We start from the raw sequence: 17,559 nt of genomic DNA on the forward strand, positions 1-17,559 counted from the left end.
TTCGATTCCCTTCACCCGCTCCACGGTTTTGTCCTGATAGTCGGGCATCCTTCTTACCTCCCGGATTGGGACGCGCGCCCTTGGCGGCGAATGTGCGGCAGCGGGCCGGGTATTTTTCCGGTCTCCCGGTAGATAATCGATCGCTGAAGACGCCCGCTGCCCATCTGCTTTACGCATGGCACGGCTGACGGCCGTCCACGACGAGCGAGGGAGAGGTGCTGCGTGAAGGGGCCCGGCATAGACTTTCTCACCGTCTTCGCGCTGCCGCCGGTGGAATTCGTCGAGCTCGCGGCGGATCTCGGCGCGCCGTCGGTCTCGCTGATCCTCGAGCCGCTCGACTGTAACCCCGAAGCCTATGCGCCTTATTCGCTGCGGACCGATCGCGCGCTCAGGCGCGAACTGATCGCCGCCACGCGGGATCGCGGCGTGACGCTCGCGCTCGGCGAAGGCGTCGTCGTCCGCCCCGACCTCGACGCGCGCACCGCCTATGCGGGCGACATAGCGATCATGGCGGAACTTGGCGTGCGCTGCATCAACATCCTGAGTTTCGATCCCAGCAAGGAGCGGACCTTCGATCAATATGCCGTGCTGGCCGAGATGGCTGGCGCGGCCGGCATCGACTGTGCCATCGAGTTTTCCCGCGGACGCGTCAGCACGCCCGACCTGCCGACCGCGCTCGCGGCGCGGCGGCATGTCGGTCGGCCAGATTGCCGGATCGTGCTCGATACGATGCACCTCATCCGCTCGGGCGGAACGGCCGCCGATGTCGCCGCACTCGAACCGGACACGGTCGGCTATGTCCAGCTGTGCGACGTACCGCTCGCGCCGACCAACCCCGTCTATTTCGAGGAGGCGGCCTATGCACGGCTTCCACCCGGCGACGGTGCGTTGCCCTTGTTCGAGATACTGATGGCACTGCGCGACGATCCGGTCATCAGCGTCGAGGTGCCGATGCGCGCGGCCGCCGAAGCCGGCGTCGGGCCGCGCGATCGGGCCAACAGCGCCCTGGTCGCCGCACGGGCGCTGATCGAACGCGTCGCCACGGCGCGCGCCGCGGCATAAGCGCGGGCTCCGTCCGGCCGCTCCCTTCGCTTTCGCCTGCACTCCCCTTTCGGAAAGCCGGGTGAGGCGGCTAAGAGAACTTCATGGCGGTGAAGATCATCGGGCGGGCGTTCGGCTGGCTGGGGCGGCGGTTGCTGCTCTATGGCCTGCTCGTCGCCGCGATCGGCTTCGCGACCTTCGCCCTGCCCTGGATCAAGCGCGAGGTCGCGGGCGATCGGCAGGCGCAGCAGCGCTATGCGGCGCTGAATCTCTCCCGCGAGCGGCTGGACGCCGAAGCCGATGCGGCCGGCCGCCGGGCAGCGTCCTCGATCGCCGCGACACGACGGCAGGGCATGGCTGCGCTCGACGCGCGCATCGTTGCCGCGGAGGCCGAAAAGGGCGCGCTGGAACAGGCCGGGCGCAATGCCCCGTCGACCTTCAAGCTCGCGCTGCAGGGCAGCGATGCCCTGATCGCGGCGAAGCGGCGCGAATTGCGCATCCTGATGCTCGATCGCGAGATCGGGGGACTGCGGGCGACGCGCGCGCTGGCGGCTGCCGACCAGGCGAGTATCGCTGCGGCCATCGATACGCGGCGGCAACACGCCGTCGCCGTGGAGGCCATCCGCTCCTGCGACACGGCGCGGGAGGCCTTGGCCACGTTCGAACGGCGCTGGCGCTGGCGGTTTCGCTCCTGGCTCGACAATGACGAGCATCGCGCCCTCACAGCCCGGATGACCGCCGCCTGCAGCGAAGCGCGCCAAGCGGTCGCGCGCCATAATCTTCTGGTCAGGACCGGCCGGGAAGCGGCTGCGGCGCGGGAGCAGGCGAATGTGGCGTTGGCGAAGGCTCAGGCCGCTGGCGCCGCCCAGCTTGACGCCTGGCGGCAGACGTTCGCCGCCGACGTGCAGCGGGCGCGGACCGAGTGGTCGGGCAACTGGTCCGAACGGGTACGGCTCTGGATGGAACGGCTTGGGATCACCTCGATCCTGGTCGCGGCGGCGTGGGCGCTGCTCGCGATCATCCTGACGCCCTATGCGATCCGCCTCCTCTTCTTCCATATGCTCGCGCCCATGGCGGAGCGGCGGGCGGCCATTCGCCTGCGCGTGCCGGGCGGCAGTGGCGGCATCATCGCCCTGCCCGGCCCGTCGACCACCTCGGTGGCGATCCGCCTGGAACGCGGCGAGGAACTGCTGGTGCGCCAGGACTATCTGCAGTCGACCTCGCACGGCGGCGCCAAGGCGACGCGCTGGCTGCTCGATTACCGTCATCCGCTGTCCAGCCTCGTCAGCGGCCTCAGCTTCCTTACCCGGATCAGGGGCGACGGCGAGATGACGACGATCTCGGCGGTCCGCGACCCCTTTGCCGAGACGGTGATCCTCGTCCTTCCCGAGGGGAGCGCCTGCGTGCTCCAGCCCCGGGCGCTCGCCGCCGTGGCGCAGCCGATCGGGCGGCCGCTCCGCATCAGCAGCCATTGGCGGCTCTTCTCGCTCAACGCCTGGCTGACCCTGCAACTGCGCTATCTGGTCTTCCACGGCCCCGCGCGGCTGGTGCTCAAGGGCGGGCGCGGCGTTCGGGTCGAGCGGGCGGAGCATGGCCGCGTCTTCGGGCAGGACCAGCTCGTCGGCTTCTCGGCTGATCTCGCCTATTCGGTGACGCGGACCGAAACCTTCTGGCCCTATTTCCTCGGCCGCGAGCCGTTGTTCAAGGACCGGGTCGAAGCGGGCGACGGCCTGCTGATCGTCGAGGAGGCGCCGCTCGCCGGTCGAAAGGGCGAGCCGCGCCACGGACTCGAGGGCACGCTCGACGCCGCGCTGAAGCTGGTCGGGCTTTGAGCGGTCGCCCGCTCTCTCTGGACATCGGCGCTTGGCACGATAAGAGAAGCGCCGTCGGTCGATGTGCCCCGGTAGCTCAGCAGGACAGAGCAACGGTTTCCTAAACCGCAGGTCGGGAGTTCGAGTCTCTCCCGGGGCACCAAAACGGTCCGAATCCACGTCCTGGTGCCATTTTCCCCTATCGAGAAAGACCCGGGCTCGATCGTGAGGTCGCAACGCAGGCTATGACGTTGGTCATGCCGTTGCCGGCGTCCGCTCGGCGGTTCGGGCCATCAGGATCGCCAGGAGACCGAGCACCGAGGTCGCCGCGCCGGCCAGCGCCACCGCGGGATAGCCGAGACCGGCGGCGATCACCGCCCCGCCCAGTGCCGCGCCGATGGCGTTGCCGAGGTTGAAGGCGCCGATATTTACCGATGAGGCGAGATTCGGCGCATCGGCGGCGGCAGTCATCACCCGCACCTGCAGCGGCGGCACCAGCGCGAAGCTGGCCACGCCCCATAGGAAGACGAGGATCGCGGTTGGCGCCGCATAGGGCATCAGCACCGCCAGCGCGGCGAGCACGGCGGCCAGCGACGCCAGGGTGACGATCAGGGTGCGGTCGACCGATCGGTCCGCGAACCTGCCGCCCAGCCAGTTGCCGACGGTCAGCCCCACGCCATAGGTGACCAACATCGCGGTGACGAAGCCCAGCGAAGCATGGGTCGCTTCGCGCAGGATCGGCGCGACATAGGTGAAGACGGTAAACATCGCGCTCGATCCGATCACGGTCAGGCCGAGCGCCGCGAGTACCTGGGGCCGGCGCAGTACGCGCAACTCGGCCATCGCGTCGCCGCCTGCGGGCGCGGGCAGGTTCGGCAGGGTCAGGCGCAGCGCGGCCATGGTGAGCAGGCTGAGTCCGGCGATGCCCCAGAAGGAGGCGCGCCAGCCCAGCTGGTCGCCCGCCCAGGTCGCCAGCGGTACGCCGACGACATTGGCGATCGTCAGGCCCATGAACATTGCCGCGACCGCCCCGGCCCGCCGCTCGGGCGGGACGAGGCTGGCGGCGACGATCGATCCGACGCCGAAGAAGGCGCCATGGTTGAGCGAGGTGATCAGCCGCGCGACGAGCAGCATGCCATAGCCGCTCGACACCGCGGCGAGCAGGTTGCCGGCCGTGAAGATGCCGGCGAGCGCGATCAGCAGCGTCCGGCGTGGCACCCGACCGGTGGTGAGCGTCATCAGCGGCGCACCGAACATCACCCCCAGCGCATAGGCGCTGATCAACAGGCCGGCCGTGGGGATCGAGACGTGGAGATCACGCGCGATGACGGGCAGCAGGCCCATCGGCGCGAACTCGGTCACGCCGATGCCGAAGGCGCCGGCCGCCAGGGCGAGCAAGGGAGGATTGAACTTCATGGACCTTCCGATCGGAAAATGGCGGGCGGAGGAATTGCGATATGAACGCATAGATGGACGACCGAATCCCGGGCCGCTAGATCGTCGATACGCGAAGGATTTTTGATATGAGCGCAAAGGCAACCATCGAAACCGACCGGGCCCGCGCGCTGGAGATGTTCGCGGCGGTCGCGGCCGAGGGGAGTTTCTCGGCGGCCGGACGCAAACTCGGCCTTACCCCGTCGGCGGTCAGCCGGACGATCGACCGGATCGAGGCGCGGCTCGGCGTCCGCCTCCTGCTGCGGACGACCAGGGCGCTGGCCCTCACCGTCGAGGGTCAGGCCTATCTCGGCGCGGCGCGGCGCATCCTCGCCGATCTCGACGATGCCGAGCAGGCGATCGCCGACCAGGGCGCACCGCGCGGGCGGCTGCGGGTCAGCGCGGCACAGTCGCACGGCCGGCTCTGTGTCGTCCCGCTGCTCGGCGATTTCGTCCGCGTCCATCCCAACATCCTCGTCGACATCAGCCTGACCGACACGGTGGTCGACATCGCCGGCGGGCAGGCCGATATCGCCATCCGGTTCGGCCCGCTCGCCGACAGCGCGCTGACCGCGCGCAAACTTGGCGAGACACGGCGGATGATCGTCGCCTCCCCCGGCTATCTGGCCCGCCACGGCACGCCGCATGTTCCCGAGGATCTCCACGACCATGTCTGCCTGAACTTCAACTTCCGTCGGGTCGAGCCGGTCTGGCCGTTCCGCAAGGACGGACGCGATTATGCGCTGGCGGTGAAGGGCAGCATCGAGGCGAACAACGGCGAGACCTTGGGCCAGCTCGCCGCCGATGGCGTGGGCATCACCCGGGTCGGCGCCTTCAGCGTCGCCGACGCGATCGCGAACGGCCGGTTGGTGCCGATCCTGGAGGCGTATAATCCGGGTGACGTCGAGCCGATCCATGCCGTCTTCGTCGGCGGTGCCAATATTCCGGCGCGGGTGCGGGCGTTCGTGGATTTCCTCGCGGAGCGCCTGCGATAGCGTCCCGATGCTGGTCGCCAGTCAGTTCTCGCTTTTCGGCGAACGGACCGGCAGGAGCAGCGGTGCGACCGGCACGCCTTCCTCGATCAGCGCCCTGGCTTCCTCGGGGCTGGTCTGGCCATGGATCGGACGGCTTTCCTGCTCGCCGAGATGCATCGAGCGCGCCTCGTCGGCGAAATCGCCGCCGACATAGTCGGAGCCTTCGAGCATCTTCGCCTGGACCTCGGCCAGCTTGCCGATCATCGCCTTGAAGGCCTCCGGCGGCGGGATGTTGGCAGCGGCGGGAAGCGACGCGGCGGGCGTGTCGTTGCGGCTGTTGCCCTTGGCGGCGACGTTCGGCGCCATCACCGCCTTGTCGACATCGGTCGATCCGCAATAAGGGCAGGAGACGAGGCCACGGGCTTTCTGGTCCTCATAGTCGGAGGACGATCCAAACCAGATTTCAAAGACATGCCCGGCATTCCTGCAAGCGAGATCGAACACGATCATGCGCTGACCTCGACCGCGCCGATCGGCCGGCGATTCTTGAGCGCGGGCACGCGCATGCGGACATCGGCGAGCCGATCCATGTCGAGGTCGGCGAAACCGATTCCCTCGCCCTCCCCCATGTCGAGCAGCACCTCGCCCCAGGGATCGACCACCAGCGAATGGCCATAGGTAGCGCGGCCATCCTCATGCTCGCCCCACTGCGCGGCAGCGACGACGAAAGCGCCCGCCTCGATCGCCCGGGCGCGCAAGAGGATATGCCAGTGCGCCTTGCCGGTTGGCACGGTGAAGGCGGCGGGCACCGACAGCAGCTCCGCACCGGCATTGCTGAGCGCGCGATAGAGGTCCGGGAAGCGCATGTCGTAGCAGATCGACAGGCCGATATTTGCCCAGGGCGTCGTCGCGATCACGCTGCGCTCACCCGGCGCATAGGCGTTGGATTCGCGCCAGCTCTCCCCGGTCGGCAGGTCGACGTCGAACAGATGAATCTTGTCGTAGCGCGCTCGGATCTCGCCCCGGTCGTCGATCACGAAACCGCGGTTGACGAGCCGGCCGTCCGCCCCGCCGGTCAGCGCCAGCGAGCCGAGATCGACCCACAGGCCCTGCTCTGCCGCCGCCCTGCGCACCGCAGCCAGGACCGGATCTCCGTCCTCCTCGCGCAGATGGGCCATAGCGCGGGCCCGGTTCTGGTCGAGAAGGCCCGACATCTCCGGCGTGAACAGCATATCGGCCCCGCCCGCCCTCGCCTGTGCGACCGCATCGGTCAGCACCGCGGCATTGGCGGCCGGGTCGATTCCGGTCCGGCTCTGGAGGACGGCGACCCGCATCAGCCGGCGAGCAGCGGGTCGAGCTTGCCCTGCCGATCGAGCGCGAAGATGTCGTCGCAACCGCCGACATGCCGGTCGTCGATGAAGATCTGCGGTACGGTCGACCCGCCGTTCGCGCGCTGGAGCATCTCGGCGCGCTTGGGGCCGCCCATGCTGATGTCATATTCCTCGAATTCGACACCCTTGGTCTCGAGCAGCGCCTTGGCGCGCGAGCAATAGGGGCAGAAGGCCTTGGTGTAGATTTCAACCTTGGGCATGCGATCCATTCCTTTTCCGGCCCGAAATGTTGTTGGCGGGCGCGAATGTCAACGCGCGACATCGCCATCGCGCACCACGCGTGCCCAGCAGACGAGATCGACCCGGCTCGCCCCCGCCCGTTTCAGCGCCCGCGCGCAGGCGTCGGCAGTAGCGCCGGTTGTGTAGACATCGTCGATGAGAAGCACCGCCCGCCCCTTCACCATCGCCTTGTCGCGCACCGCGAAGGCGCCCCGCACAGCCTTGACCCGCCGGTCGGGACCGAGCCCGCGCAGCGGCGGGGTCGCCTTGGTGCGGACGAGGATGTCGAGCGCGAGAAGATGGCCCGTTCCGCGCGCCACCGCGCGCGCCATCAGCGCCGACTGGTTGTAACCCCGGCTCCAGAGACGCCAGCGGTGGAGCGGGACAGGCACCACCAGCCTCGCCTCGCCATCGGGCAAGTGCCGCCGCAGCTGCGCGGCCATGGTGTGGGCGATGCCGGGGCGGCGGCCATATTTGAGCTTGAGCGCGAGCGCGCGGGCGATCGGCCCATAGGCGACGGCGGCGCGCATCGAATCGAAGGCGGGCGGATCGGCGTGGCAGGCGCCGCACAGCGCGCCGGCCCCCGGATCGACCTCGAACGGAGCGCCGCAGCGCCGGCACTGCGGGTCCCCGAGGAAATCGAGCGCCGTCCAGCAATCGAGGCAGAACTGGTGCATGTCGGGCGTCACCACCCCGCAGCCGGGACAGCGTGGCGGCAGCGCAAAGCGCAGCCCCGCGTCGGCGACCCCTCGCAATCCTCCGATCAGCCCCATGGCTTCTTGTCACGCAAGCGCGCTGGCGGCACAAGCGCGCACGATGGACCAGCCCGCGATTTTCGACCGGAACCTCCGCCGCCGCCGCCGCGACCGTGCGGCGGCGCGCTTCGCCGAGCATGATTTCCTGGTCGAGCATATCGCCGAGGAACTCGCCGAGCGGCTGGCGATGGTGACGCGGGACTTCGATCGCGCCTTGATCCTCGGCTGCCATGACGGGCGGATCGCCGGGCGCTTCGCCGCGGCGGGCCGGCGCATCGTCAGTGCCGATCCTGGTTTCGCCTTCGCACGCGCCTCCGGCGGGGTACAATGCGACGAGGACCGCTTGCCCTTCGCCGATGCCAGCTTCGACCTTGTCGTATCGGTCGGCACGCTCGACAGCGTCAACGACCTGCCCGGCGCGCTCGCGCTGGTGCGCCGGGTGCTGCGGTCCGACGGTTTGTTTCTCGGCGGCTTCGTCGGCGCGGGAAGCCTCGGCTGGCTCAAGGGGGCAACCCTGGCCGCCGACAGCGCGACCAGCGGGGGCGCCGTCCCGCGCATCCATCCGCAGGTGGACGTCCGCGCGGCGGGCGACCTGCTGTCGCGCGCCGGCTTCGCGCTGCAGGTCGCGGATGGCGAGCGGCTCGACGTCGGCTATGGCGATCCGATCCGGCTCGTCCACGACCTTCGCGGCATGGCCGCGACGAACATCCTCTCCCGGCGCGCCCGGACCGCCCCCGGCCGCGCCTGGCTGACCGAGCTATTCGCGCAGTTCCAGGCGAAGGCCGGCCCCGACGGACGCCTGCGCGAGAGCTTCGACCTCGTCTATCTGTCGGGCTGGGCGCCGAGCCCGGACCAGCCCAAGCCCGCGAAACGCGGCAGCGCGACGGCATCGCTGGCGGACGCGCTGCGGCCGAAGGATTGAAGCGAATAACCTCCAACCTCCACCGGTCCAGCGAACAGGGGACCTTTGCATAAGCGATCGCGTCCGATGCGAGGCAGCATTGGCTATGGACTTGGCGCGCCCGTCCTGTGTATGGACCGCTTCGACATGACGCGGCCGTTCGCCCTCCTCCTGCTTCGACTTACGCGCCCTTAGGCGCGCGATTTCGCTTGGGGTCGAGACAGGCCCGGCAAGCCACGGCGTCTAAGGGTCGGATCCAGAACCCCGAAATGACCACCCTGCAGCAGGAGCAGGTACCGTGACCAAGACGATCAAGATTTTCGACACCACCTTACGCGACGGCGAGCAGTCCCCGGGCTGCTCGATGAATCTCGAGGAGAAGCTGCAGGTCGCGGCCCAGCTCGAGACGATGGGCGTCGACATCATCGAAGCCGGCTTCGCCATCGCCTCTCCCGGCGATTTCGAGGCGGTGTCCGAGGTCGCCCGCCAGTGCAAGCGCGCCACCGTCGCCAGCCTGGCGCGGGCCGGCGCCGCCGATATCGACCGCGCATGGGAAGCGGTCCAACACGCCGTCGCGCCGCGCATCCATACCTTCATCGCCACCTCGCCCCTGCATATGCGGGTCAAGCTCAACAAGACGCCCGACGAGGTGCTCGAGGCGATCGACCGCTCGGTTCGCCATGCCCGCAACATCTGCCCCGACGTCGAATGGTCGGCCGAGGATGCGACCCGCACCGAGCCGGATTTCCTGGCGCGCGCGATCGAGACCGCGATCGCCGCCGGCGCGCGGACGATCAACCTGCCCGACACGGTCGGCTATGCGACGCCGCAGACCTATGGCGCGATGTTCCGCGACATGATCGAGCGGGTGCCGAATGCCGGCCTCGCCGTCTTCTCGACCCATTGCCACAACGATCTGGGGCTCGCGGTCGCGAACACGCTGGCGGCGGTGATGAGCGGCGCGGGGCAGGTCGAATCGACGATCAACGGTATCGGCGAGCGCGCCGGCAATGCCGCGGTCGAGGAGATCGCGATGGCGCTGAAGGTCCGCCACGACGTGATGCCCTACGCCACCAACGTCGTCTCGAGCGAGATCACCCGCGCCTCGCGCCTGATCTCGGGGATCACCGGCTTCCAGGTCCAGCCCAACAAGGCGATCGTCGGCGCCAACGCGTTTGCGCATGAGAGCGGCATCCACCAGGACGGCATGATCAAGGACAGCTCGACCTACGAGATCATGACCCCCGAAAGCGTCGGCCTGACCCACAGCAACCTGGTGATGGGCAAGCATTCGGGCCGCGCCGCCTTCCGCCAGAAGCTCGAGGAATTGGGCTACACGCTCGGCGACAACGCCTTCCAGGACGCCTTCGGCCGCTTCAAGGCGCTCGCGGATGCCAAGAAGGCCGTCTACGACGAGGACATCGTCGCTCTGGTCGACGACGAGGTGCTGCGCGGCCACGACTCGATCCAGGTCAAGGAAGTCGAGGTCTATTGCGGATCGAACGGGCCGCAGCGCGCTATCCTGACGCTGGAGGTCGACGGTGAGGAGAAGACCGTCACGTCGCGCGGCAATGGCCCGGTCGACGCCCTCTTCAACGCGATCCGCATGATCGTGCCGCACGACAGCTCGGTGCTCGAGCGCTACGAGGTCCACGCCGTCACCGGCGGCACCGACGCGCAGGCCGAGGTGTCGGTCCTCCTCTCGGAGAACGGCCGGACCACGCGGGGCCGCGGCACGCACCAGGACACGATGGTCGCATCGGTCCGCGCCTATGTGAACGCGCTCAACAAGATGATGGTCAAGCGCGGCCGGGCGCCCGTCGACGCCCAGGCGGGGTGATCCTTCTCCCGGCCCTCCCGTGCGGGACGGCCGGGGGGAGCCTCCAACAACCGGGTAGAGCGCGGCCCTGACGGACTGCGCGCCCACCCCTGCCCCTCCCGCAAGCGGGCGGGGAGAATGACGGGTGCCATGTCCCAAGTTCCCATGCCCACCGCACGCTGGCGGCTGACAGGCTTTCTCCTGTCCGCGATCGGCTCGATGCTGTTCGCGATCAAGGGCGTGCTGATCAAGCTGATCTACGTCTACAATATCGACCCCACGGCGCTGCTGGCGGTGCGGATGCTGCTGTCGCTGCCGGTGTTCTTGGGCGTCGGCCTGATCGAGTGGCGCCGCCGCCCGATCGGAGAACGCCCCGATGTCCGTACCATCGGCCTGGCGGCGCTCGTCGGCATATTGGGCTATCATGTCTCGTCCTGGCTCGATTTCGCCGGGCTGCAATCGGTCGAAGCGCAGGCCGAGCGGCTGATCCTGTTTACCTATCCCTTCCTCGTCATCCTGTTCGGGCGGCTGATCTTCGGCCACCGGCTGCGCTTTCACGCGCTCGCGGGCGCGGGCCTCAGCTACGCCGGGCTGCTCGTCATGTTCGGATCGGATCCGTCGCGGTTGACGCCGGGCATGATCGGCGGCGCCGGCATGATCCTCGCCGCCGCCGGGACCTTCGCACTCTACCAGCTGTTCGCGCGTGAACTGATCCTGCGCTGCGGGCCGGTGCTCTTCACCGCGATCGCGATGACTGCCGCCGGCCTGTCGGTGATCGCCCATTTCGCACTGACCCACGGCATCGCCCTGCCCCCCGCGCCACCGCGTGCCTGGGCGCTGATGGTCGCGCTGGCGGTCTTCGCGACGATCGTGCCGACCTTCATGATGTCGGCCGGCACCGCCCGGATCGGCGCACAGGGCACCGCGATCATCTCGACGATCAGCCCTGTCGTGACGATCGTCCTCGCCATCGCCGTCCTCGGCGAGCCGTTCGGCATCGGCGAGGCGGCGGGCACGGCGCTGGTGATCGGCGGGGTCGGGCTGTTCACCCTGCTCGAAAGCCGCCCGGGACGGCGTCGCGGCTGACGTCCTCGCAGCTGGGAGCCCGACTAGATGCCCGCATACCAAGCATAATCGTGGTAATCCTCCCAATAGCCACCCTTGCCGCGCCCCTGGCCGGCGAGGCTGTCGACCGCCTCGATCCGCTGGACATATTTGGCATGTTTGTAGCCCAGCTGGCGCTCGACCCGGAGGCGCAACGGCGCGCCGTTACCGACCGGCAGCGGCTGGCCGTTGAGCCCCCAGGCGAGGATCGTCTGGGGGTGGAAGGCGTCGATCAGGTCGATGCTCTCGTAATAATCGGCCTGCCCATAACGATCGGCGCAATGGAAGATCAGATAGCGTGCCGACGATCGCAGACCCGCGGCGTCGAGCAGCAGCTTGAGCGGGACGCCGGTCCACTGGCCGATCGCGCTCCAGCCCTCGACGCAATCGTGCCGGGTGATCTGGGTCCGGCGCGGCATCGCCCGGACCTGCGCTAGAGACAGCGACTGCGGCCGCGCGACCAGTCCGTCGACGACCAGCCGCCAGTCGGCGAAGCCCGCCATGCGGTGGGCCTCATAGGCGGCGCCGGCTGGCTGGCGAGTCCCGTTGGCGCGGAACACCGGCGAGAGGTCGGCGGCATCGAACTCGCGCGCCAGGGCGGTGCGGTCGGCGATCAATCGCTGCGCGCGCATCGTCAGCCCCTCTGCGCTCTGCAGCACCGAACGCAGCTGGGGATTGGCGTTGATCCGGTTGCAGCCCGACAGCAGCAGCCCCCCTGTCCCCGCCGCCAGCGATCCGATCAATGTCCGGCGCGAGATCATTCGTCCACCTCCTTCGGCAGCCGGTAACGGCCGGTGATCATCGAACGAATCTCGTTGAACGGTCCGGCGAGCAGCACCATCAGCAGGTGTACGACGATGAACAGCAGCATGGCGGCGGCGCAGAGGAAATGGATCGACCGCGCCGACTGCCGCCCGCCGAACAGGTCGAGCAGCCAGGGCCAGGCGGCGTTTACGCCCGGCGCCATGGTCAGCCCCGTGAGGATCAGCAGCGGGATCAACCCGAGGATTACCGAGAGATAGGCAAGCTTCTGGAGGATATTGTAGCGCAGCGCCGCGGCCCCGCGCGGAAAGCGCAGTCGCAGATGATCGCGGATGTCATGCCAGACATGGCGCGGGCGAAGCTCCTCCCCGCGCGGCAGCAGGTCCCGCTGCAGATGCCGGTTGACCAGGCTGACCACCAGATAGGCCGCCGCCGACACCGCCAGCACCCAGGCGAAGAAGAAGTGCCAGATCCTGGCGTCGGCAAGGCTGTAGCTCGACGGAATCGTCGCCCACCAGGGGAAGGCGCGCCGCCGCTCCACCCCGTCCTGGTCCTTCCAGACACCGAGCAGGCCGGTCGTGTCGATCGTCTCCCGGCCTATGATCAGTACCCCGCGCCCGCCCGACGCCCCGATCTGCAACCAGGCCCGATCGTAGTTGGCGCCATATTGGCCCCAGTAGAGGCGCGGATGCGCGTTGAAGATCATCAACCCGCTCATCAGCATCACGAAGATGGTGAAGGCGTTGATCCAGTGCCACAGCCGCGTCGACGGCCGATGCCGGCGGACGAGATCGCCGCCCCGCGGCGGCGGCATGCCATTTTCCCGTGTGTCCTCGGTCATGGACGACATCCTATCATGGGAAGAGCGGTAATCCCTAGTCAACCGCGCCCTTTAGGAAATCATTAGGGATGATCGGCGATTATGCCGGTTGCGGATCAGAAGGAATCAAGGGAATCGAGACGCAATGGCCGTTGCCAGTGAACAGGAGGAAGGCGACGCGCGCCGCCATGGGCGCCATCGCATCATGCTCGCCGCGACCCTCTTCTCGGTCCATGGCGAATGCAACGGCGTGCTCCTCGACCTGTCGCGCGGCGGCGCTATGGTCAGCGCCTCGCCGCCGCTGCCGATCGGCTGCCGCCTGCTGCTCGAACGCCAGAATTTCGAGGTCCCCGGCGTGGTCCGCTGGGTCGAAGGCAACCGCTTCGGCATTCAGTTCGAGGAATCCCTGTCCGAAGAAGTCGTGATGGGCCTCGTCTCGCGCAGCACCCATCAGAACGACCGCTGATCCCGGCGCCGGGATCGGCTGGCCTCAGGTCATCATCCGCGTAAGTGCCTGCGCGGTGAAGTCGACCATCGGCACGATTCGCGCATAGTTGAGCCGGGTCGGGCCGATCACGCCCACGACCCCCACGACGCGGCCGTCGCCGCCGCGATAGGGCGCCGCTATCACCGACGACCCCGACAGCGAGAACAGCTTGTTCTCCGATCCGATGAAGATCTTCATCCCCTGCCCGCTCCGGGCGCTGTCGAGCAGCCGGGCGATCTCCTCCTTGCCTTCGATCTCATCGAGCAGCTGGCGGACCCGTTCGAGGTCGGCGGCGGCGGTCGGATCGATCAGGTTCGCCTGGCCCCGGACGATCAGCACCGGCCGGGCGCTGCCGTCGCGCGACCAGACCGCCAGCCCCTGCTGGACCAGCGAGGCCGCCGCCGCGTCGAGCGCAGCGCGCTCTCGACCCAGCTCGGCCTCGATCCGCGCGCGCGCCTCGGACAGGCTCAGGCCGGCCAGCCTCTCGCTGATGAAATTGCCCGCTTCGACGAGGGCCGAGGACGGCACGTCGGGCGGCAGATCGACCACCCTGTTCTCGACGCTGCCGTCCTGGCCGACGAGCACCGCCACCGCCTGCTGCCGGGAGATCGGCACGAAGCTGAACTGGCGCAATACCATCTCGTGCGGCGGCACCAGCACGATGCCGGCGCAGGCCGACAGGCCCGACAGCACTGCGCTGGTCTGCGCCAGCGCCTCCTCGACGGGGCTGCCACGCGCCGCGCGGGCCTCGATCGCGGCACGCTCATCGGCTGACGGCTCGGCGGTCTGCATCATCCCGTCGACGAACAGGCGCAGGCCGGACTGAGTCGGCATCCGCCCCGCCGAGGTGTGCGGCGCGGCGAGCAGCCCCAGTTCCTCGAGGTCCTGCATGACGTTGCGGATCGAGGCCGGGGACAGATTCAGCCCCGCCAGCTTGGCGATGGTGCGCGACCCGACGGGTTGGCCCGAGCCAAGATAGCTCTCCACCACGACGCGGAACACGTCGCGTGCGCGGCTCGACATTTCGGACATGGGCTGGCTGTTCACTCCAGCAGAGATAGTGAAGCTGCCTCCTCCGCTCAACAGGCTTCCACCTCGAGCGATCAGGCTCTAAGGAGCCGGGCACATAGCAGAGAAGGAATGTTCATGCGCCCATCCGGCCGCGCCCCCGATCAAATGCGGGCAATCAGCATCGAAACCGGTTTCACCGTCCACGCCGAAGGCTCGGTCCTGATCGGCTTCGGCGACACCAAGGTGCTGGTCACCGCCTCGGTCGAGGAGAAGGTTCCGCCGTTCCTGCGCGGCAAGGGCCAGGGCTGGGTCACCGCCGAATATGGCATGCTGCCCCGCGCCACCCATACCCGCGGCAGCCGCGAAGCGGCCAAGGGCAAGCAATCGGGCCGCACCCAGGAGATCCAGCGGCTGATCGGCCGTTCGCTGCGCGCGGTCGTCGACATGGCGAAGCTCGGCGAGCGCCAGATCGTGATCGACTGCGACGTCATCCAGGCCGACGGCGGCACCCGCACCGCCTCGATCTCGGGCGGTTGGGTCGCGCTGCGTCTCGCGGTCGACAAGCTGCTCGCGTCGGGTGCGATCGCCGAGGACCCGATCACGGCGCAGGTCGCGGCGATCTCCTGCGGCATCCATCAGGGAACTCCGGTGCTCGACCTCGATTATATCGAGGATTCGAATGCCCATGCTGACGCCAATTTCGTGCTACTCGACAATGGCAACATCGCCGAGGCGCAGGCGACCGCCGAAGGAGCGACCTATGACGAGGAAGCCTTGTTGAGACTGCTCCGCCTGGCGCGCATCGGCTGCGGCGAAATCTTCGCGGCGCAGCGCAAGGCGACCGGTCGGTGAGCGACGACGGTCTCCTCCATCGCAAGCTCGGCCCCGGCAAGCTGGTCATCGCCAGCCACAACAAGGGCAAGCTGCGCGAGATCGCCGAACTGCTCGCTCCCCATGGGATCGAGACGGTGTCGGCCGGGGCGCTCGACGTTCCCGAGCCGGAGGAGACCGGCACCAGCTTCGCCGCCAATGCCGAGCTGAAGGCGCGCTTCTCGGCCGATCTCACCGGTCTGCCGGCGCTCGCCGACGATAGCGGCCTGTGCGTCGAGGCGCTGGGCGGCGAGCCCGGAATCTTCTCGGCACGCTGGGCCGAGCTTGCCGACGGCAGCCGTGACTTCGCCGAGGGCATGCGCCGGGTCCATGCCCGGCTGCTGGAAGCCGGCGAAGAAGCCGGCCATGACGCGCATTTCGTCTGCGCGCTGTCGCTCGCCTGGCCCGACGGCCATGTCGAGACCTTCGAAGGGCGGGTCGACGGCCTGATCGTCTGGCCGCCGCGCGGCGACAGGGGCTTCGGCTATGATCCGATCTTCCAGCCGCTCGGCCACGACGTCAGCTTCGGCGAAATGGAACCCGACGCCAAGCATGCGATGAGCCACCGCGCCGACGCCTTCGCCAAGCTGGTCGCGGCGGTCTTCTAGAAAAGCCCCCCCTCCTCCCCGGAAGGGGGCGGTGTAGGGACGGGTCACGGAACCTGGGGGCTCGATGCCCTTCGGTGGAGTTCGACGGAACGATGGAAGGCTCGCCACCCACTCCCATTCCCTCCCCGACACGAAGGGCGGATGAGTCGCTCGCGCTCTACATCCACTGGCCGTTCTGCGTTTCGAAATGCCCCTATTGCGACTTCAACAGCCATGTCCGCGAAAGCGTCGACCAGGCGGCGTGGCGCACGGCATTGCTGCAGGACCTCGCCCATGAGGCCGCCCAGCTTCCGAACCGTCGGCTGAGCTCGATCTTCTTCGGCGGCGGTACGCCGTCGCTGATGCCGCCCGATACGGTCGCCGCACTGATCGACGCCGCGAGCCGCCATTGGCCGACGAGCGACGATATCGAGATCACGCTGGAGGCCAATCCCTCTTCCGTGGAGGCCGCGCGCTTCGCCGATCTCGCCCGTGCCGGGGTCAACCGGGTCTCGCTGGGCATCCAGGCGCTCGACGACGACGTGCTGCACTGGCTGGGCCGCGCACACAGCGTCGACGAAGGGTTGGCCGCGCTGGATGTCGCCCAGCGGCATTTCGGACGGGTGAGCTTCGACCTGATCTATGCCCGCCCTGGACAAACCCCGGAAAACTGGGGCGCCGAGCTGGGCCGGGCACTCGGCTTCGGAACCGAGCATCTCTCGCTTTACCAGCTCACCATCGAGCCCGGGACCCAATTCGCGAGCCGGATGGCCAAGGGCGATCTCACCCCGCTCGACTCCGATCTGGCCGCCGAGTTGTTCGAGCAGACCCGTGCGGCGACTGCCGCCGCCGGCCTGCCCGCTTACGAGATATCGAATCACGCCCGTCCTGGCGCCGAGAGCCGGCACAATCTGACCTATTGGCGCTATGGCAATTATGCGGGCATCGGGCCAGGCGCCCACGGCCGGCGCGACGGCGTCGCCACCGTGCGGCGCAAGAAGCCCGAGAACTGGATGGCCCGCGTCGCCGCCAACGGCCATGGGATCGAGCAGGAAGAGGATCTCCCGGCCGAAGCGCGGGCACAGGAAGCGCTGCTGATGGGACTTCGCCTGGCGGAAGGCATCGACCTGGGCCGGATAGCGAGCCTCAGCGGATTGGATGTGGATCGCCTCGTCGACCGGGCCGCCACCGATCGGCTTGCCCGACAGGGACTGCTGGAACGTCGCGGCGAGCGACTGACGGTGACCGAGGCCGGAATGCTGCTGCTCGACGCGATATTGGCAGAAATCGTGACAGCCTAGCTTCCCCATTTCGGATAACGCAATGGTATGATTGCGTATTATGCAATCGTACCTCTACCTTTGGAAATTGCCATCACGCTTCGCCGCGCCTAGCGCACGCTGCATCGCACAATCGCAAGTGCGAGATAAAGCAAAACACAGCATTCGCAGGAAAAACAACATGCGCTATTTCGAAAGTGCGGCTTCGGCAATCATCGCGATCGCCGCTCAGGCCCTGGCCATCGGCGTCGTGGTCGCCCTCTGACCCAATTCGCGGCGGTGTCCGGCGCCAT

At 68.3% G+C, this 17,559-nt stretch carries 19 protein-coding genes and 1 tRNA gene; 12 read left to right on the top strand and 8 right to left on the bottom strand.

The window, feature by feature from the left end:
• Window positions 1-222 precede the first annotated feature (222 nt).
• The 3 genes from ASE22_RS00640 (at window position 223) to ASE22_RS00650 (ending at window position 3,015) form a co-directional block, all read left to right on the top strand.
• Entirely contained in the window at window positions 223-1,062 is an 840-nt protein-coding gene (locus ASE22_RS00640) for a sugar phosphate isomerase/epimerase family protein (RefSeq protein WP_056353578.1), read from the top strand.
• An 83-nt stretch (window positions 1,063-1,145) separates the two neighbouring features.
• Window positions 1,146-2,873 carry a hypothetical protein gene (locus tag ASE22_RS00645; protein ID WP_056353581.1) on the top strand — a complete coding sequence of 576 codons (1,728 nt, stop codon included), beginning with the start codon at window positions 1,146-1,148 and terminating at the stop codon, window positions 2,871-2,873.
• A 65-nt stretch (window positions 2,874-2,938) separates the two neighbouring features.
• A tRNA-Arg gene (locus ASE22_RS00650) sits at window positions 2,939-3,015 on the top strand.
• Window positions 3,016-3,107: 92 nt separating this feature from the next.
• Here ASE22_RS00650 and ASE22_RS00655 read toward each other — a convergent pair.
• Window positions 3,108-4,268 (bottom strand): MFS transporter, encoded by a 1,161-nt coding sequence (locus tag ASE22_RS00655; protein WP_056356155.1) that lies wholly within the window; start codon window positions 4,266-4,268, stop codon window positions 3,108-3,110.
• Between the two features lie 107 nt (window positions 4,269-4,375).
• On the opposite strand from ASE22_RS00655, the gene ASE22_RS00660 reads away from it, so the two are divergent.
• Window positions 4,376-5,281 carry a LysR family transcriptional regulator gene (locus ASE22_RS00660; RefSeq protein ID WP_056353584.1) on the top strand — a complete coding sequence of 302 codons (906 nt, stop codon included), beginning with the start codon at window positions 4,376-4,378 and terminating at the stop codon, window positions 5,279-5,281.
• Between the two features lie 21 nt (window positions 5,282-5,302).
• Here ASE22_RS00660 and ASE22_RS00665 read toward each other — a convergent pair whose 3' ends face one another.
• The 4 genes from ASE22_RS00665 to ASE22_RS00680 are packed head-to-tail and all read right to left on the bottom strand — an operon-like array spanning window position 5,303 to window position 7,643.
• Window positions 5,303-5,770: a DUF1178 family protein gene (locus ASE22_RS00665; protein WP_056353586.1), complete on the bottom strand. Its 468-nt coding sequence runs from the start codon at window positions 5,768-5,770 to the stop codon at window positions 5,303-5,305.
• Window positions 5,767-6,594 (bottom strand): carbon-nitrogen hydrolase family protein, encoded by an 828-nt coding sequence (locus ASE22_RS00670; protein WP_056353589.1) that lies wholly within the window; start codon window positions 6,592-6,594, stop codon window positions 5,767-5,769. The genes ASE22_RS00665 and ASE22_RS00670 overlap by 4 nt, the downstream gene beginning before the upstream one ends.
• A complete protein-coding gene (grxC, locus tag ASE22_RS00675; RefSeq protein WP_056356157.1) occupies window positions 6,594-6,851 on the bottom strand; it encodes a glutaredoxin 3 in 258 nt (85 codons plus the stop codon). Before grxC ends, ASE22_RS00670 begins: the two co-directional genes overlap by 1 nt.
• Before the next feature lie 48 nt (window positions 6,852-6,899).
• Entirely contained in the window at window positions 6,900-7,643 is a 744-nt protein-coding gene (locus ASE22_RS00680; protein WP_056353590.1) for a ComF family protein, read from the bottom strand.
• Between ASE22_RS00680 and ASE22_RS00685 the strand changes: the two genes are divergently transcribed.
• The 3 genes from ASE22_RS00685 (at window position 7,642) to ASE22_RS00695 (ending at window position 11,431) form a co-directional block, all read left to right on the top strand.
• Window positions 7,642-8,547: a class I SAM-dependent methyltransferase gene (locus ASE22_RS00685; RefSeq protein WP_235537493.1), complete on the top strand. Its 906-nt coding sequence runs from the start codon at window positions 7,642-7,644 to the stop codon at window positions 8,545-8,547. The genes ASE22_RS00680 and ASE22_RS00685 overlap by 2 nt on opposite strands.
• Window positions 8,548-8,824: 277 nt before the next feature.
• Window positions 8,825-10,366, top strand: a complete 1,542-nt coding sequence (locus ASE22_RS00690; RefSeq protein ID WP_056353596.1) for a 2-isopropylmalate synthase — start codon at window positions 8,825-8,827, stop codon at window positions 10,364-10,366.
• Window positions 10,367-10,495: 129 nt separating this feature from the next.
• Window positions 10,496-11,431: a DMT family transporter gene (locus tag ASE22_RS00695; RefSeq protein ID WP_162248275.1), complete on the top strand. Its 936-nt coding sequence runs from the start codon at window positions 10,496-10,498 to the stop codon at window positions 11,429-11,431.
• Between the two features lie 23 nt (window positions 11,432-11,454).
• Here ASE22_RS00695 and ASE22_RS00700 read toward each other — a convergent pair whose 3' ends face one another.
• Both ASE22_RS00700 and ASE22_RS00705 read right to left on the bottom strand, forming a co-directional pair.
• Window positions 11,455-12,210: a molybdopterin-binding protein gene (locus ASE22_RS00700; RefSeq protein ID WP_056353601.1), complete on the bottom strand. Its 756-nt coding sequence runs from the start codon at window positions 12,208-12,210 to the stop codon at window positions 11,455-11,457.
• Window positions 12,207-13,052, bottom strand: coding sequence for a cytochrome b/b6 domain-containing protein (locus ASE22_RS00705; RefSeq protein WP_056353604.1), 846 nt, complete (start codon window positions 13,050-13,052; stop codon window positions 12,207-12,209). The genes ASE22_RS00700 and ASE22_RS00705 overlap by 4 nt, the downstream gene beginning before the upstream one ends.
• A gap of 124 nt (window positions 13,053-13,176) precedes the next feature.
• Here ASE22_RS00705 and ASE22_RS00710 point away from each other — a divergent pair, with 124 nt between their 5' ends.
• Entirely contained in the window at window positions 13,177-13,497 is a 321-nt protein-coding gene (locus ASE22_RS00710; RefSeq protein WP_056353607.1) for a PilZ domain-containing protein, read from the top strand.
• A gap of 24 nt (window positions 13,498-13,521) precedes the next feature.
• On the opposite strand, the gene hrcA is transcribed toward ASE22_RS00710, so the two are convergent.
• Entirely contained in the window at window positions 13,522-14,550 is a 1,029-nt protein-coding gene (gene hrcA, locus ASE22_RS00715) for a heat-inducible transcriptional repressor HrcA (RefSeq protein WP_414886072.1), read from the bottom strand.
• A gap of 114 nt (window positions 14,551-14,664) precedes the next feature.
• Here hrcA and rph point away from each other — a divergent pair, with 114 nt between their 5' ends.
• The 4 genes from rph (at window position 14,665) to ASE22_RS26540 (ending at window position 17,531) form a co-directional block, all read left to right on the top strand.
• Window positions 14,665-15,381 carry a ribonuclease PH gene (rph, locus tag ASE22_RS00720; protein WP_056356159.1) on the top strand — a complete coding sequence of 239 codons (717 nt, stop codon included), beginning with the start codon at window positions 14,665-14,667 and terminating at the stop codon, window positions 15,379-15,381.
• Window positions 15,378-16,007: an RdgB/HAM1 family non-canonical purine NTP pyrophosphatase gene (rdgB, locus tag ASE22_RS00725; RefSeq protein ID WP_056353611.1), complete on the top strand. Its 630-nt coding sequence runs from the start codon at window positions 15,378-15,380 to the stop codon at window positions 16,005-16,007. The genes rph and rdgB overlap by 4 nt, the downstream gene beginning before the upstream one ends.
• A 92-nt stretch (window positions 16,008-16,099) precedes the next feature.
• Entirely contained in the window at window positions 16,100-17,287 is a 1,188-nt protein-coding gene (hemW, locus tag ASE22_RS00730; RefSeq protein ID WP_056353614.1) for a radical SAM family heme chaperone HemW, read from the top strand.
• Between the two features lie 40 nt (window positions 17,288-17,327).
• Window positions 17,328-17,531, top strand: coding sequence for a hypothetical protein (locus ASE22_RS26540; RefSeq protein WP_156397431.1), 204 nt, complete (start codon window positions 17,328-17,330; stop codon window positions 17,529-17,531).
• Window positions 17,532-17,559 lie beyond the last annotated feature (28 nt).

Source organism: Sphingomonas sp. Root720 (genome assembly GCF_001428605.1).
Classification (GTDB): Bacteria; Pseudomonadota; Alphaproteobacteria; order Sphingomonadales; family Sphingomonadaceae; genus Rhizorhabdus.